This is a genomic window from Pseudomonas sp. URMO17WK12:I11, assembly GCF_007677725.1.
GTDB lineage: Bacteria > Pseudomonadota > Gammaproteobacteria > Pseudomonadales > Pseudomonadaceae > Aquipseudomonas.
The window spans coordinates 156,701-171,376 of the sequence record NZ_VEDF01000006.1; the positions used below are offsets into that span (position 1 = coordinate 156,701).

The 14,676-nt window shown below is 64.0% G+C and carries 13 protein-coding genes and 1 other RNA gene; 8 read left to right on the forward strand and 6 right to left on the reverse strand.

The genetic code is table 11. The features are described from left to right. The first annotated feature begins 62 nt into the window (after positions 1-62). From FS665_RS13645 to FS665_RS13670, 6 genes are all read left to right on the forward strand, one after another. Positions 63-2,540 (forward strand): heavy metal translocating P-type ATPase, encoded by a 2,478-nt coding sequence (locus FS665_RS13645; protein WP_145189107.1) that lies wholly within the window; start codon positions 63-65, stop codon positions 2,538-2,540. Beyond that, positions 2,522-2,737, forward strand: a complete 216-nt coding sequence (ccoS, locus tag FS665_RS13650) for a cbb3-type cytochrome oxidase assembly protein CcoS (protein ID WP_145189109.1) — start codon at positions 2,522-2,524, stop codon at positions 2,735-2,737. Before FS665_RS13645 ends, ccoS begins: the two co-directional genes overlap by 19 nt. Beyond that, on the forward strand, positions 2,730-3,413 hold the full coding sequence (locus FS665_RS13655) for a sulfite exporter TauE/SafE family protein (RefSeq protein WP_145189112.1): 684 nt from the start codon (positions 2,730-2,732) through the stop codon (positions 3,411-3,413). The genes ccoS and FS665_RS13655 overlap by 8 nt, the downstream gene beginning before the upstream one ends. A 105-nt stretch (positions 3,414-3,518) precedes the next feature. After that, positions 3,519-4,901: an oxygen-independent coproporphyrinogen III oxidase gene (gene hemN, locus FS665_RS13660; RefSeq protein WP_145189115.1), complete on the forward strand. Its 1,383-nt coding sequence runs from the start codon at positions 3,519-3,521 to the stop codon at positions 4,899-4,901. 182 nt (positions 4,902-5,083) lie between these two features. After that, entirely contained in the window at positions 5,084-5,818 is a 735-nt protein-coding gene (fnrA, locus tag FS665_RS13665) for a Crp/Fnr family transcriptional regulator FnrA (RefSeq protein ID WP_145189118.1), read from the forward strand. A gap of 55 nt (positions 5,819-5,873) precedes the next feature. After that, positions 5,874-6,422 (forward strand): adenine phosphoribosyltransferase, encoded by a 549-nt coding sequence (locus FS665_RS13670; protein WP_145189121.1) that lies wholly within the window; start codon positions 5,874-5,876, stop codon positions 6,420-6,422. A 65-nt stretch (positions 6,423-6,487) separates the two neighbouring features. Here FS665_RS13670 and recR read toward each other — a convergent pair whose 3' ends face one another. The 3 genes from recR to dnaX form a co-directional block, all read right to left on the reverse strand. After that, positions 6,488-7,090 carry a recombination mediator RecR gene (gene recR, locus FS665_RS13675; protein WP_145189124.1) on the reverse strand — a complete coding sequence of 201 codons (603 nt, stop codon included), beginning with the start codon at positions 7,088-7,090 and terminating at the stop codon, positions 6,488-6,490. A 145-nt stretch (positions 7,091-7,235) separates the two neighbouring features. Further along, positions 7,236-7,571 carry a YbaB/EbfC family nucleoid-associated protein gene (locus FS665_RS13680; RefSeq protein ID WP_145189127.1) on the reverse strand — a complete coding sequence of 112 codons (336 nt, stop codon included), beginning with the start codon at positions 7,569-7,571 and terminating at the stop codon, positions 7,236-7,238. A gap of 63 nt (positions 7,572-7,634) precedes the next feature. Next, positions 7,635-9,704 (reverse strand): DNA polymerase III subunit gamma/tau, encoded by a 2,070-nt coding sequence (gene dnaX / locus FS665_RS13685; protein ID WP_145189129.1) that lies wholly within the window; start codon positions 9,702-9,704, stop codon positions 7,635-7,637. Between the two features lie 124 nt (positions 9,705-9,828). On the opposite strand from dnaX, the gene FS665_RS13690 reads away from it, so the two are divergent. Both FS665_RS13690 and FS665_RS13695 read left to right on the forward strand, forming a co-directional pair. Beyond that, a complete protein-coding gene (locus FS665_RS13690) occupies positions 9,829-10,587 on the forward strand; it encodes an ABC transporter substrate-binding protein (protein WP_145189132.1) in 759 nt (252 codons plus the stop codon). Positions 10,588-10,672: 85 nt separating this feature from the next. Next, a complete protein-coding gene (locus FS665_RS13695; protein ID WP_145189135.1) occupies positions 10,673-10,891 on the forward strand; it encodes a TIGR02450 family Trp-rich protein in 219 nt (72 codons plus the stop codon). A 21-nt stretch (positions 10,892-10,912) separates the two neighbouring features. Here FS665_RS13695 and ffs read toward each other — a convergent pair. The 3 genes from ffs to zipA form a co-directional block, all read right to left on the reverse strand. Beyond that, an RNA gene (gene ffs, locus FS665_RS13700) (signal recognition particle sRNA small type) lies at positions 10,913-11,009 on the reverse strand. Positions 11,010-11,167: 158 nt separating this feature from the next. Then, positions 11,168-13,504, reverse strand: a complete 2,337-nt coding sequence (gene ligA, locus FS665_RS13705) for an NAD-dependent DNA ligase LigA (RefSeq protein WP_145189138.1) — start codon at positions 13,502-13,504, stop codon at positions 11,168-11,170. Positions 13,505-13,618: 114 nt separating this feature from the next. After that, positions 13,619-14,500, reverse strand: coding sequence for a cell division protein ZipA (zipA, locus tag FS665_RS13710; protein WP_145189141.1), 882 nt, complete (start codon positions 14,498-14,500; stop codon positions 13,619-13,621). Positions 14,501-14,676 lie beyond the last annotated feature (176 nt).

A 14,676-nucleotide genomic window follows, 5' to 3' on the forward strand; every position in this document is an offset into this window, starting at 1 on the left:
CTGTGATGACTCAGGGCGCCTCGCGAGCCTCGCGCGCCGTCACGATATGAGAGCGCTGCAAAATGACCCAACCCACCCCCTGCTACCATTGCGCCTTGCCGGTCCCGGCCGGCAGCCGCTTCAGTGCCGTGGTGCTCGGCCAACCGCGGGCGCTGTGCTGCCCTGGCTGCCAGGCGGTGGCCGAATCGATCGTCGCCAGTGGGCTGGAGCATTACTACCAGCACCGTAGCCAAAGCAGCACCAACCCTGAAGCGCTGCCTAAGCAGCTGCGCGACGAACTGGCGCTGTATGACCGCCATGACGTGCAGCAACGCTTCGTGCGCCACGCCGACGCGCTGGCCGAAGCCACCCTGCTGGTTGAGGGCATCAGTTGCGCCGCCTGTGGCTGGCTGATCGAAAAGCACCTGCGCAACCTGCCCGGTGTGGCCGAGGCGTGCCTGAACCTGTCCAACCACCGTTTGCGGCTCAGGTGGGACGACCAGCAACTGCCGCTTTCGCAGCTGCTCGACGAGCTCCGCCAGATCGGCTATGTCGCCCACCCTTACCAACCCGACCAGGCCACCGAACAGCTGGCCAAGGAGAATCGCAGCGCCTTGCGCCGATTGGGTGTCGCCGGGCTGTTGTGGTTCCAGGCGATGATGGCAACCATGGCCACCTGGCCTGAATTCAACATCGACCTGTCACCACAGCTGCACACCATCCTGCGCTGGGTTGCGCTGTTTCTGACCATCCCCATCGTGTTCTACAGCTGTGCGCCCTTCTTCAAAGGTGCCGCCCGTGATCTGCGCACCCGCCACCTGACCATGGACGTGTCGGTTTCGCTGGCCATCGCTCTGGCCTTCGCTGCCGGCATCTGGACCGCCGTCACCGGTAGCGGTGAGCTGTACTTCGACACCGTGGGCATGTTCGCCCTGTTCCTGCTCAGCGGTCGCTACCTGGAGCGGCGCGCACGCGAACGCACCGCCGCCGCCACTGCGCAGTTGGTCAACCTGCTGCCGGCATCGTGCCTGCGCCTGGACAGTCACGGTCAAACCGAACGCATCCTGCTCAGTGAATTGCAGCGCGGCGACACCGTGCAAGTGCTGCCCGGGGCAGTGATACCGGCGGATGGACGTGTCGTCGAAGGTCGCTCCAGCGTCGATGAATCACTGCTGACCGGCGAATACCTGCCGCAACCGCGACAGAGGGGCGAGCGCGTCACGGGCGGTACGTTGAATGTCGAAAGCACCCTGAACGTGAGCGTCGAGGCCCTGGGCCCCGACTCGCGCCTGTCGGCCATCGTGCGCTTACTGGAACGGGCGCAGACGGAAAAACCGCGCTTGGCGCAAATCGCCGACCGCGCGTCGCAATGGTTCTTGCTCTTCTCGCTGTTGGCTGCCGTGGCGATTGGCCTGTGGTGGTGGCACCTGGACCCGGCACGGGCCTTCTGGATCGTCCTCGCCATGCTGGTGGCGACCTGCCCGTGCGCCCTGTCGCTGGCCACGCCGACCGCACTGACCGCCGCCACCGGCACCTTGCACAAGCTCGGCCTGCTGGTGACCCGCGGCCACGTGCTCGAAGGCCTCGACCAGATCGATACGGTGGTCTTCGACAAGACCGGCACTCTGACCGAAGGCCGCCTGACCTTGCACAGCATCCGTCCACTGGCAACCCTACCCGCCGACCGCTGCCTGGCCCTGGCCGCCGCCCTCGAGCAGCGCTCAGAGCACCCCATCGCCCGCGCCTTCGGCCGTACAGCTGCGCAGGCCGGGCAGGTACAGAACGTGCCAGGGCTGGGGCTGCAAGGTGAGGTTGAGGGGCAATCGCTGCGTATCGGCCAAGCCACCTTCGTCTGCGCCCTGAGCGGCGCCGCGGCGCCCGCTGCGCCCGAGCCACGCGGCCAATGGCTGTTGCTCGGCGACGCTGATGGCCCTTTGGCCTGGTTCGGCCTGGACGACCGCCTGCGCGATGACGCCCCCGCCCTGCTTGCAGCCTGCCAGGCACGCGGCTGGCGTACCCTGCTGTTGTCCGGCGACAGCTCGCCGATGGTCACCGAAGTGGCTGTGCAACTGGGCATCGACCAAGCCATTGGCGGTCTGCGCCCGGATGACAAGCTGGAGCATCTGCGTACCCTGCAGTCGTCCGGTTGCAAGGTGCTGATGCTGGGCGACGGGGTCAACGACGTGCCAGTGCTGGCGGCGGCCGATATCAGCATCGCCATGGGCAGCGCCACCGACCTGGCCAAGACCTGCGCCGATGCCGTGCTGCTGTCCAACCGCTTGCAGGCTCTGATACAGGCCTTCGTCCTGGCCCGCCGCACCCGCCGCACCATCCACCAGAACCTGCTCTGGGCAACCCTGTACAATGGCCTGATGCTGCCGTTCGCCGCCCTGGGCTGGGTCACCCCGGTGTGGGCAGCCATCGGCATGTCGGTCAGTTCGCTGATCGTGGTACTCAATGCCCTGCGTCTGACCCGCCTGCCCAAGGCGGCAAGCACGTGGTTACCCGCGCGCGATCCGGCGCCCTTTGCGAGGAAATCACCATGCCCGCCCTCTATGTGATGATCCCGGCCGCCCTGCTGCTGGTCGGCGTGGCTGTGTATATCTTCTTCTGGGCGGTCGACAGCGGCCAATACGACGACCTCGAGAGCCCTGCCCACAGCATCCTGTTCGATGACCAGGATCCGCGGCATCAGGCTGCGGTCAAAAACGACGAAACTGTCTCGACCGACGAACAGGAACGACCGCCCCGTGCATGACCTGCTGCCTTTGCTGGGCTCAGCGCTGATCCTTGGCCTGCTGGGCAGCGGCCATTGCCTGGGCATGTGCGGCGGGCTGATGGGCGCCCTGACCCTGGCTATTCCGCCCGAACAACGCGCTCGGCGTTGGCGCCTGCTGCTGGCGTACAACCTGGGACGGGTATTGAGCTATGCCGGCGCCGGCCTGCTGCTGGGCATAGCCGGGGTGGCGCTGGCCAACAGCCCGGGCGCCATGCTCCTGCGGGTGATCGCCGCACTCTTGCTGATCGCCATGGGCCTGTACCTGGCGGGATGGTGGAGCGGCTTGACCCGTATCGAAGCCCTGGGCCGGGGGCTGTGGCGGCACATTCAGCCACAGGCCTCGCGCCTGCTCCCGGTATCGAGCGTGCCGCGCGCAGTGTTGCTGGGTGCATTGTGGGGCTGGCTGCCCTGCGGCCTGGTGTACAGCACCTTGCTGTGGGCGGCCAGCCAAGGCAACGCCGGCTACAGTGCAGCGTTGATGCTGGCCTTTGGTGTGGGGACCTGGCCGCTGCTGTTGCTCACCGGGCTCGCCGCCCGGCGGCTAAACACGCTGTTGAGGCAACGCCGGGTACGGGTCGTCAGTGGCGTGCTGATCATGCTGTTTGGCCTGTGGACGTTACCCGGCCCGCACCAGCATTGGCTAATGGGGCATTGATCGGCACGCCATCCTCGCCCCTGCGCGCCTTGATACAAATCAACACAGTTTCCTACAGACATCCCTAGACTGCGGCTACCGCTGCATTCTCCGGGGAACGCCCACATGCTCGACGACCTACGCTGGGATGCTGACCTGATCCGTCGCTACGATCTGGCCGGCCCACGCTACACCTCCTACCCGACCGCGGTGCAACTGCACAGCGAGGTAGGCTCGTTCGACCTGCTGCATGCCTTGCGCGAGAGCCGCCGCGCAGTGCGGCCGCTGTCGCTGTACGTGCACGTGCCGTTCTGCGCCAACATCTGCTACTACTGCGCCTGCAACAAGGTCATCACCAAGGACCGTGGCCGCGCCGCACCTTACCTGCAACGCCTGGAGCAGGAGATCCAGCTGATCGCCTGTCACCTGGACCCTAAACAGCGTGTCGAGCAGCTGCATTTCGGAGGGGGCACCCCCACCTTCCTCAGTCACGTCGAGCTGCGCCAATTGATGGCCACCCTGCGTCATCATTTCACCTTGCTGGATGACGATTCCGGCGACTACGGCATCGAGCTGGACCCGCGCGAGGCTGACTGGTCGACCATGGGGCTGTTGCGCGAGCTGGGCTTCAACCGCGTCAGCCTTGGCGTGCAGGACCTGGACCCGACCGTGCAGCGGGCGGTCAACCGTCTGCAAAGCCTGGAGCAGACCCGCAACCTGATCGACGCGGCACGCACGCTGCAGTTTCGCTCGATCAACCTCGATCTGATCTACGGCCTGCCGAAACAGAGCGTCGAAGGCTTCGCACGCACTGTCGATGAAGTGATCCGCCTGCAGCCCGACCGCCTGTCGGTGTTCAACTACGCCCACTTGCCCGAGCGTTTCATGCCCCAGCGGCGCATTGATAGCCAGGACCTGCCGCCACCCGCACAAAAACTGGAAATGCTGCACAACACCATCGAGCAGTTGACCGCCGCGGGCTACCGCTACATCGGCATGGACCACTTCGCCCTGCCCGATGACGAGTTGGCGATGGCCCAGGAAGAAGGCACGCTACAGCGCAATTTCCAGGGCTACACCACCCATGGCCATTGCGACCTGATCGGCTTGGGGGTTTCCGCAATCAGCCAGATCGGCGACCTGTACTGTCAGAACAGCAGCGACCTCAACACGTACCAGGAAAGCTTGAGCAATGCCCAACTGGCTACCCAGCGCGGGCTGATCTGCAGCCATGACGACCGTCTGCGCCGCGCGGTGATCCAGCAGCTGATCTGCCATTTCCAGCTGGATTTCGAGCCGATCGAAGAGGCCTTCACCGTCGATTTTCGTGGCTACTTCAGCGACCTGTGGCCGCAATTGCAGACCCTGCAGCGCGACGGCCTGATCAGCCTCGATCACAAGGGCATCCGCATTCTCCCAGCCGGCCGCCTGTTGGCCCGCTCGGTGTGCATGGTGTTCGATGCCTATCTGACGCTGCACAACCAACAGCGTTTCTCGCGGGTGATCTGATCACGCGCCATACTGCCCTTGGCCGTTAACGCCTGCCAGGCACCCAAGGCCCTTTAAGCACCCCGGCAACCATCCTGCCGGGGCTTTGTCGATTCGCACACGTCTAGCGGACGCTGGCCTACACCCTATGTCGTGGGTTACCCTTACGACTTATGTGTGCTTTCCCACAAGGATCGATCCAAATGTCCGAGCCAGTCAAACTGCGCACCCATGCCCAGGCCCATTGCAAGGATTGCAGCCTGGCGCCCCTGTGCCTGCCTCTTTCACTCAATCTGGAAGACATGGATGCACTGGATGAAATCGTCAAACGCGGTCGACCGCTGAAAAAAGGCGAGTTCCTGTTCCGCCAGGGTGACAATTTCGGCTCGGTCTACGCAGTACGCTCCGGCGCCCTCAAGACCTTCAGCCTGAGCGACAGCGGCGAGGAGCAGATCACCGGCTTCCACCTGCCCAGCGAGCTGGTCGGCCTCTCCGGCATGGACACCGAAACCTACCCGGTGTCGGCCCAAGCCCAGGAAACCACGTCAGTCTGCGAAATTCCCTTCGAGCGCCTCGATGAACTGTCGGTCCAGCTGCCGCAGCTGCGTCGCCAGCTGATGCGAGTCATGAGCCGCGAGATTCGCGATGACCAGCAGATGATGCTGCTGCTGTCGAAAAAAACCGCCGATGAGCGCATCGCGACGTTCCTGGTCAACCTCTCGGCACGCTTCCGCGCCCGCGGCTATTCGGCGAACCAGTTCCGCCTGAGCATGTCGCGCAACGAAATCGGCAATTACCTGGGGCTGGCAGTCGAAACCGTCTCGCGCGTGTTCACCCGCTTCCAGCAGAACGGCCTGCTGCATGCCGAGGGCAAAGAAGTGCACATTCTCGACCCCATCCAGCTGTGCGCGCTGGCCGGTGGGGCGATGGAGGCCTGACAGCTGGCATTAGCAGGTATACTGGCGCATTCGTTACTCCAGGATACCCGCAATAATGCACAGCGACGCCTTCGACCTCAAAGCCCTGATCCGCCCGGTAGTGGATTTCCCCAAGCCGGGTGTGATCTTTCGCGACATCACGCCGCTGTTCCAGTCGCCGCGGGGGCTGCGCTACGTGGCCGACCAGTTCATCGAGCGTTATGTCGAGGCGCAGTTCAGCCATATCGGCGCCATGGACGCGCGGGGCTTTCTGATCGGCTCGATCATCGCCCACCAACTGAACAAGCCGCTGATCCTGTTCCGCAAGCAGGGCAAGCTGCCGGCTGACGTGCTGAGCGAAGGTTACCAGACCGAATATGGCGAAGCGTTCCTCGAGGTGCACGCCGACAGCCTCTGCGAGGGCGACTCGGTGCTGATCTTCGACGACCTGATCGCCACCGGCGGTACCCTGCTGGCTGCCGCCAACCTGGTGCGCCGCACAGGCGCTGAGGTCTTCGAGGCCGCCGCGATCATCGACCTGCCCGAACTCGACGGCTCACGCCGCCTGCAAGCGGCCGGCGTGCCCACCTTCTGCCTCACCGCGTTTTCCCTCAGCGAGCGCTGAGAGAACCAGCTGCGAGCGGCGAGAAAAAGCAGATTTGCTTTGGCTTGCAGCTTGCAGCTTGCAGCTCAGAGCGCGATGGGCTTGCGACCTGCGAAGGCATGGGCCAGGGTGCCGCCGTCTACCAGTTCCAGCTCGCCGCCCAGGGGTACGCCGTGGGCGATGCGGGAGGCGACCAGGCCTTTCTCGGCCAGCAGCTGCGCGATGTAGTGCGCGGTGGCTTCACCCTCGACCGTAGGGTTGGTCGCCAGGATCACCTCCGTGAAGCTGCCCTGCTCTTCGATGCGTGCCATCAATTGCGGCACACCGATCGCCTCTGGCCCCAGCCCGTCAAGGGGAGACAAGTGCCCCTTGAGCACGAAGTAGCGGCCGCGATAACCGGTCTGCTCCACGGCATACACGTCCATCGGCCCCTCCACCACGCACAACTGGGTGTCGTCGCGGCGCGGGTCACTGCACTGCGGGCACAGCTCCTGCTCGGTCAACGTGCGGCACTGACGGCAATGGCCAACGCCCTCCATCGCCTGGCCCAGCGCCTGGGCCAGGCGCAGACCACCACTGCGGTCGCGCTCGAGCAGCTGCAGGGCCATGCGCTGGGCGGTTTTCTGGCCCACGCCTGGGAGGGTGCGCAAGGCGTCGATCAGTTGGCGGATCAGGGGGCTGAAGCTCATGGGTATGGCCTGAAAATCAATGAGGGGCGGTTTATACCCAGCACAGGCATGGGCGTCAAATCGGTAGACCTTGGCGCAGCGCAATGTGCACAGGCGAAAAAAACCGCCGCTGTGGGGCAGCGGCGGTTCGGTGCAGGCCGATGCCTTAGAACGGCATCTTGAAGCCTGGGGGCAATTGCATGCCTGCGGTCATGTTGCCCATCTTGTCCTGGCTGTTCTGTTCGATCTTGCGCACGGCATCGTTCAACGCGGCGGCGATCAGGTCTTCGAGCACTTCCTTGTCGTCTTCCTCGGTCGACATCAGGCTCTGGTCGATGCTGACGCGCTTGACATCGTGACGACCGGTCATCACCACGCTCACCAGGCCGCCACCGGACTGGCCGGTGACTTCGGCGTTGGCCAGTTCTTCCTGCATCTTCTGCATTTTTTCCTGCATCTGCTGGGCCTGCTTCATCAGGCCGGCCATGCCACCTTTCATCATGGGGTATACCTCGATTGGGTCATGTGCTGCGCCACGGCACGGGTCCGGGCGCATGGTTATCGATTACTGGCCCTGGCTGACCAGGGCGTCTACAGGCTCAATAGTATCCTGTCGCACCGTGGCGCCGAACAGCTTGATCATCTGCTGGATCAACGGGTCGTGCTCGATCGACGACACCGCATCCTGCTGACGCTCGGCACGCTTGCGCGAGGCCGCCTGGGCAGGGGTTTCCTGCTCCGGGCGGATCAGCTCGATGCGCAGGTTCAGGGTACGCCCCAAATGCTGATTGAGCGCCTCGTTCAAACGCCGTTGCTGTGTGGTATTGAACAGCGCGCCCTGCCCCGGATCCAGGTGCAGCAACCAGTCGTCACCGTCAGCGGCTATCAATGTACAGTTTGCAGCGATGTTGCCTGTCATCCCGGAGATAGGCAATTGTGGGAATAATTCCAGCCATTGCAAGGCCAGGCCCGTGGCTGGCTGCGCGGCTGGCAGCGGCTCGGGGGCGGCCGCAGGTTGCTCCTGCACATGCTCGGCCAGTTCGTCCAGGTAGGTGAAGCCCACCGGGTCGCTTTCGCCGCCGTAGTAGTCCTCGTCCAACGGTGGTTCGTCGTCACGTTCCATGCCGGCGCTGACGTAGGCGGTCGGGTCGAACGGCGGCTCGTCGTGCACTGCCGGTGCCGCTGCGGGCGCCGCAGCAGGGGCTGGCAACGGGGTCAGTTGCGGTGCCGGGGCAGCGGCTGGCAACGGCGCAGGCGCGCCTTGCGGCTCGTCCCAAGGCAGGTCGATGACGTCGGCAGCCGGTTCGGGCACCGAAATGGCCTCGATCTCGGCCTTGAGCTGCACGTCAGCCTTGGTTTCCGGCTCATGGTCGGCAGTTGCCGGAGGCGGCACTTCCAGCGGCGCAGCATCAGCCAGCGGCGCCTCGGGCGCAGGCGCCTGGGCCGCAACCGGCTCAACCTGAACTGCTGGGGCCACCGGCTTTACTGGGTCAGCTGTGGCCTGGCTGATCCCCGCTGGCTTTAGCACAGGGGTTGGCGCGTCCTCGGCATCAGCTGGGCGGAACGCCAGCATGCGCAGCAGCACCATCTCGAAGCCACCGCGCGGGTCTGGGGCCAATGGCAGATCGCGCCGGCCTATCAGGCCCATCTGGTAATAGAACTGCACATCTTCTGCCGGCAGCGCCGCTGCCAGCGCAAGCACGCGATCACGGTCGCCCTGGCCGTTGTCCACCGCTTCAGGCAGTGCCTGGGCAATCGCCACACGGTGCAGCACATTGAGCATTTCAGCCAGCACACCGCTCCAGTCGGGCCCCTGCTCGGCAAGGTTGCGCACCGCCTCGAGCAAGGCCCGCGCATCGCCTTCGAGCAGCGCTTGCAGAACGCCGTAGACCTGGCCGTGATCGAGGCTGCCAAGCATGGCGCGCACGTCGGCGGCCAGCACCTTGCCTTCGCCAAAGGCGATCGCCTGGTCGGTCAGGCTCATGGCATCGCGCATCGACCCGTCCGCCGCGCGACCCAGCAGCCACAGCGCGTCGGCCTCGAACGGCACGTTTTCGGCTTGCAGCACATGGCTCAGGTGCTCGACCACCCGCTCAGGGCTCATGTTCTTCAGCGAGAACTGCAGGCAGCGCGACAGGATGGTGGCCGGCAGTTTCTGCGGGTCGGTGGTGGCGAGGATGAACTTGACGTAGGGCGGCGGCTCTTCCAAGGTCTTGAGCAGCGCGTTGAACGAGTGCGTGGACAGCATGTGCACTTCGTCGATCAGATAAACCTTGAAGCGCCCACGGCTGGGTGCGTACTGCACGTTGTCGAGCAGTTCGCGGGTGTCTTCGACCTTGGTGCGGCTGGCGGCGTCGATCTCGATCAGGTCGACGAAGCGGCCCTCGTCGATCTCGCGGCACACCGAGCAGGTGCCACAGGGGGTCGAGGTGATGCCGGTTTCGCAGTTCAGGCACTTGGCGATGATACGGGCGATGGTGGTCTTGCCGACCCCACGCGTGCCGGTGAACAGGTAGGCGTGGTGCAGGCGCTGATTGTCCAAGGCATTGATCAAGGCCTTGAGCACATGGGTCTGGCCGACCATTTCGCGGAACGAGCGCGGACGCCATTTACGTGCAAGAACCTGATAACTCATCGAAAAACCATCGCAGCCTGATCCAGCCCAAAGATCGCTAATGCTAGCGGAGCGAGGGCAAAATTGCACCCTGCGTGGCTCGTCTACGCTATGCAAAGAGCGCGCTGATCAGGGAGGATGCGCATTGCGACGATTGTTGACCGCACTGATGCTGTACTGCACCTGGGCGCAGGCCGAGCAACCGGTGCTGCGTTTCTCCGTGGCCGAGAGCTGGAGCATGCCGCTGGTGCGGGTGGTAGACGACCAGCCCGTTGAAGGCCTGCTGTTCGATCTGATGCAGGCCCTGGCCCGCGAGGCCGAGGTGCGCCCGCAATACCACGTGCTGGCCCGGCTGCGCCTGCAACAGGCGATGGATGACGGTGACATCGACGTGCGCTGCTATGTGAGCACACGCTGGTTCAATGATCGCCCCGGCAATTTCGTCTGGAGCATTCCGCTGATCGCACAGCGCGATGTGCTGGTCGGCCGGCCGGGTGATACCCAGCCTGTGGTTGCCGCGCAATTGCCCACGCAGGCGATCGGCACCGTGCTGGGGTATGCCTACGACACCCTCGAGCCGTTGTTCGACCAAGGCCGCTTGCTGCGCGAAGACAGCCGCAGCCAGCAACTGGCGTTGCAGAAACTGCAGGCCGGGCGCTATCAGCATGCGGTGAGCAACGAGCTGTCGCTGCGCTGGTTCAACCAGCAAGTGCCGCCGGGCCAACGTCTGACCCAGCAAGCCGTGCTCGAGGAACAGGCATTGGGCTGCCTGGTGCGCAACGACCCGGCGGTGCCGACCCAGCGGCTTCTGCGGGCCTTGGTGCGGATGAAGGAATCGGGGCAGATCGACCGCATCGTGCAGCGGTATGGGGCGGCCGACTACACGGCGGCGGGTGCCCGGTGATGACAGGCTGCGTCGTGCAGCGGACGTCTGACCGCGGCGACTGTCATAGCGAAGGCAGGCCGAAAAGATTTCCGAGGAGTGTCCCATGAACCGCTTCAACCCCGCCAAACTCAAGCTGTCGAAATGGACCGCGACGCAGCCGCAGAACCGCGAAAAGCACTTCCTGGTGACTGACCTCGAGCATGATGAGCACAGCGGCGAATTGCTGCGCGTGGAATTGCAGGCGGTATACAGCAAGCGCAGCGAATGGCTGGACTGGCGAGTGTTGCGCGATGCGCACGTGTGGGCAATGGGATGGCGATGACGGATCGCGAAATGGAGGCGGCCCCACCAGCCACACCCCGGCACTCGATGTTCCCGCTATGGCTGCTCCCTTCCGGGCCTGACCAGGTTAACGGGTAATCAATGCGGGGGGACCGATGGGGCCACCACTACAGAGCTCGCTGAGCAGCGAGTGGCGCCATTGTACCGGTCCTGAACGCAGATACAACCTCTGAAGCAGAAAAAGTCATCATTTCTCAATGACTTGTCTGGCCAGGGCGGTTTCTGGCCATCGCCCCTCGCCCCAGCCAGGCCATCTTCAAGCGTCCACGGCAATGCCATGCTCGCCCAGGAAGGCGACGAAGGCGTCTTCATCGAGCACCTTGACCCCCAGCTCACTGGCCTTGGCCAGTTTCGAGCCAGCGCCCGGCCCGGCTACCACGCAGTGAGTCTTGCCGGAGACGGAGCCGGCCACCTTGGCGCCAAGGCTTTCCAGCTTGTCCTTGGCGATGTCGCGGCTCATGCGCTCCAGCGAGCCGGTCAGGACCCAGGTCTGGCCGGCCAGCGGCAGTCCTTCGGCGATTTTCTTCTCGCTGTGCCAGTGCATGCCGAACGCCAGCAGTTGCGCCTCGATATTGCGCGCCAACTGCTGGTTGGCGGGGTCCTTGAAGAACTCACGCACCGCATCGGCCTGCTTGGCCGCCAGGGCCTGGCGCAAGTCGATGCCATCGGCAGCGATGATCTTGTCCAGGCTGTCGAGCTTGGCCACCAGTTTTTCCGCGCCAGTCGGGCCGACCGAGGCAATATCGAGCTTGGCGATCAGGCCGGCGAGGCTGGTGCTGGCGGCGAATTCGGCCGCCAGCTCGCCTTCGTCCTGCAGTTGCATGCCGCTGCCCAGCAACTGCTCGATGACCTTCTGGTTGTGCTCGTCTTCAAAGAAGTTGTGGATCTCGTAGGCCACCTCCAGACCGATGTCCGGCAGGTACGTCAGTACCTGCGGCAGCGCCTGCTGCACGCGCGCCAGGCTGCCCAGCGAGCGAGCCAGGACCTTGGCGGTTTCCTCGCCGACGTCCGGGATACCCAAGGCATAGATGAACCGCGCCAGGCTTGGCCGCTTGCTCGCCTCGATGGCATCGAGCAGTTTTTTGCTCGACACCTCGGCGAAGCCTTCCAGCCCGACCACCTGCTCGAATTGCAGCTTGTACAGGTCTGCGGGCGAAGCGATCAGGCCCTCGTCCACCAACTGCTCGACGCTCTTCTCACCCAGGCCATCGATGTCCATGGCGCGACGCGACACGTAGTGAATGATCGCCTGCTTGAGCTGGGCACCACAGGCCAGGCGGCCAACGCAGCGGTAGACCGCGCCCTCGCTGGTGGTTTCCCTGCCCTTGCTGCGCTTGACCAGCTGGGTCCGTTCGACTTGCGAGCCGCACACCGGGCACTGGCTCGGCACTTCGACCTGGCGTGCATGTTCGGGACGGCGCTCGGGCACTACCTGCATCACCTGTGGTATCACATCGCCAGCCCGGCGAATGATCACTGTATCGCCAATGCGTAATCCCAGACGGGCGATCTCGTCCATGTTGTGCAACGTGGCATTGGACACCGTCACCCCCGCCACCTTGACCGGCTTCAAGCGCGCCACCGGCGTCACCGCACCGGTGCGGCCGACCTGGAACTCAACGTCGAGCACTTCGGTGAGCTCTTCCATGGCCGGAAACTTGTGGGCGATGGCCCAGCGTGGCTCGCGGGCACGGAAACCCAATTCACGCTGAAAAGCCAGGCTATTGACCTTGAACACCACGCCATCGATCTCGTAGGGCAGGCTGTTACGCCGCTCGCCGATATCGCGGTAGTAGGCCAGGCACTCTTCGATCCCGGCAGCATGCCTGAGCTCGCGGCTGATCGGCAGGCCCCACTGCTTGAGCTGCTCGAGGGTGGCGATGTGGCTGTCGCCGATGCTCTCCGACACCTGCCCGACACCGTAGCAGCAGAACTCCAGCGGGCGGCTGGCCGTGATCTTCGAGTCCAGCTGGCGCAAGCTGCCGGCAGCGGCGTTGCGTGGGTTGGCGAAGGTCTTGCCCCCGGCTTCGGCCTGGGCGGCATTGAGACGGTCGAAGCCGGCCTTGCTCATGAACACCTCGCCACGCACTTCAAGCACAGCTGGCCAGCCCGTACCTTGCAGCTTCAGCGGGATATTACGCACCGTGCGCACATTGGCGCTGATGTCTTCGCCCGTTGTGCCATCGCCACGGGTAGCGCCCTGCACCAGTTGGCCGTCGCGGTACAGCAAGCTGACCGCCAGGCCATCGAGCTTCGGCTCACAGCTGAAATCCACGGTCCCCGGCTGATCGAGCCCATCGGTAACGCGCCTGCCGAACTCACGCAGGTCGGCCTCTTCGAAGGCATTGCCCAGGCTCAGCATCGGCACTTCGTGACGCACCTGGCTGAAGGCAGCCAAGGCACTGCCACCGACACGCTGGGTCGGTGAATCGGGGGTGACCAGGTGCGGGTTTTGCGCTTCGAGCGCCTTGAGCTCATTGAACAGGCGGTCGTATTCAGCATCGGGCACGCTCGGCTCGTCGAGCACGTAGTAGCGGTAGTTGTGCTGGTCGAGTTCGGCGCGCAGTGCGTGGATTCGGGTTTCGGCGGTCATGGTTCAGGTTCTCTGGCAAAGCAAAAAAGCAGCCCCTGGACTGCCTGGGGTTTGGGCAGACCTCGCCCCGAACCCACCAGCACACCCCAGAGGCTGCTCTTTAGTCTGGATCTATCAGCGTTTCTGCGTCAGCGCACGGCGCTCGAACTCGACGATGCGCTGGCGATAATGTTCGATGGTCTGGGCAGTCAGGACACTGCGTTGATCATCCTTCAATTCGCCGTTGAGCTCATGGGCCAGCTTGCGCGCTGCCGCCACCATCACATCGAAGGCCTGCTTCGGGTGACGTGGGCCAGGCAGGCCGAGGAAGAAGCTCACCGCACGGGTGCTGAAGTGGTCGATATCGTCCAGGTCGAAGATGCCGGGCTTGACCGCGTTGGCCATGGAGAACAGCACCTCGCCGTGACCCGCCATGCTTTCGTGGCGATGGAAGATATCCATCTCGCCGAAGCGCAGGCCGCTTTCGAGGATGTTCTGCAACAGCGCCGGGCCTTTGAAACCACCCTCATCACGGGAAATGACGCTGATCACCAGCACTTCGTCAACCGGTGGCAGTTCCTTGGCAGCGTTGCCGCTGGCGGCAAAACTGTTGCGGGTATTGTCGGCGGCGAAGTCGTCCTCGGTCTCGGTATACAGCTGCGCTTCGCGCGGTTCGGCGGCCAGGCCCAGGTCGGCAGCTGGCGGCACGCCACGCTTGGCGCGCTTGTTGACCTTGGCCGGTTTAGGCTCGCGCTCGCGTTCGCGATCACGTGCTGGCGCACTCATCGAAGGCAGGTCGGCTTCATCCAACTCAGGTTCCTTCTGGCCTTCCAGCACTCGCGACGGGCCGAGCACTTCGGCGCTGCCCTCTTCATCAGGCAGGTTGGAGTAGCTGCGATCCAGACGGAATTTCAACTTGCCCTTGCCGCCGCGCATGCGGCGCCAGCCGTCGAAAAGAATCCCGGCGATGACAATGATGCCGATGACGATCAGCCACTCGCGCAGACCGATTTCCATGTAATCCCGTGCCTCTATAAAAATATGCTTGAAAACAAAGGCTTCAAAGCCCTTTAACACGTGGCGCCAACTCTATGTTCTGACAGGCGTTTTATCCACGTTAGAAACGAGTGACATTAAGCTAGCACGACCAAAGACAACTTTACACCGTCTGTCGCACATGACAGGGGCATTTA

Bases quoted from the DNA above. Each gene is read 5' to 3' on its own strand.
- ccoS (WP_145189109.1), top strand. From the start codon at position 2,522: ATGCCCGCCCTCTATGTGATGATCCCGGCCGCCCTGCTGCTGGTCGGC.
- FS665_RS13695 (WP_145189135.1), top strand. From the start codon at position 10,673: ATGAACCGCTTCAACCCCGCCAAACTCAAGCTGTCGAAATGGACCGCG.
- FS665_RS13680 (WP_145189127.1), bottom strand. From the start codon at position 7,571: ATGATGAAAGGTGGCATGGCCGGCCTGATGAAGCAGGCCCAGCAGATG.
- fnrA (WP_145189118.1), top strand. From the start codon at position 5,084: ATGTCCGAGCCAGTCAAACTGCGCACCCATGCCCAGGCCCATTGCAAG.
- recR (WP_145189124.1), bottom strand. From the start codon at position 7,090: ATGAGCTTCAGCCCCCTGATCCGCCAACTGATCGACGCCTTGCGCACC.
- FS665_RS13670 (WP_145189121.1), top strand. From the start codon at position 5,874: ATGCACAGCGACGCCTTCGACCTCAAAGCCCTGATCCGCCCGGTAGTG.
- zipA (WP_145189141.1), bottom strand. From the start codon at position 14,500: ATGGAAATCGGTCTGCGCGAGTGGCTGATCGTCATCGGCATCATTGTC.
- hemN (WP_145189115.1), top strand. From the start codon at position 3,519: ATGCTCGACGACCTACGCTGGGATGCTGACCTGATCCGTCGCTACGAT.
- dnaX (WP_145189129.1), bottom strand. From the start codon at position 9,704: ATGAGTTATCAGGTTCTTGCACGTAAATGGCGTCCGCGCTCGTTCCGC.
- ligA (WP_145189138.1), bottom strand. From the start codon at position 13,504: ATGACCGCCGAAACCCGAATCCACGCACTGCGCGCCGAACTCGACCAG.
- FS665_RS13645 (WP_145189107.1), top strand. From the start codon at position 63: ATGACCCAACCCACCCCCTGCTACCATTGCGCCTTGCCGGTCCCGGCC.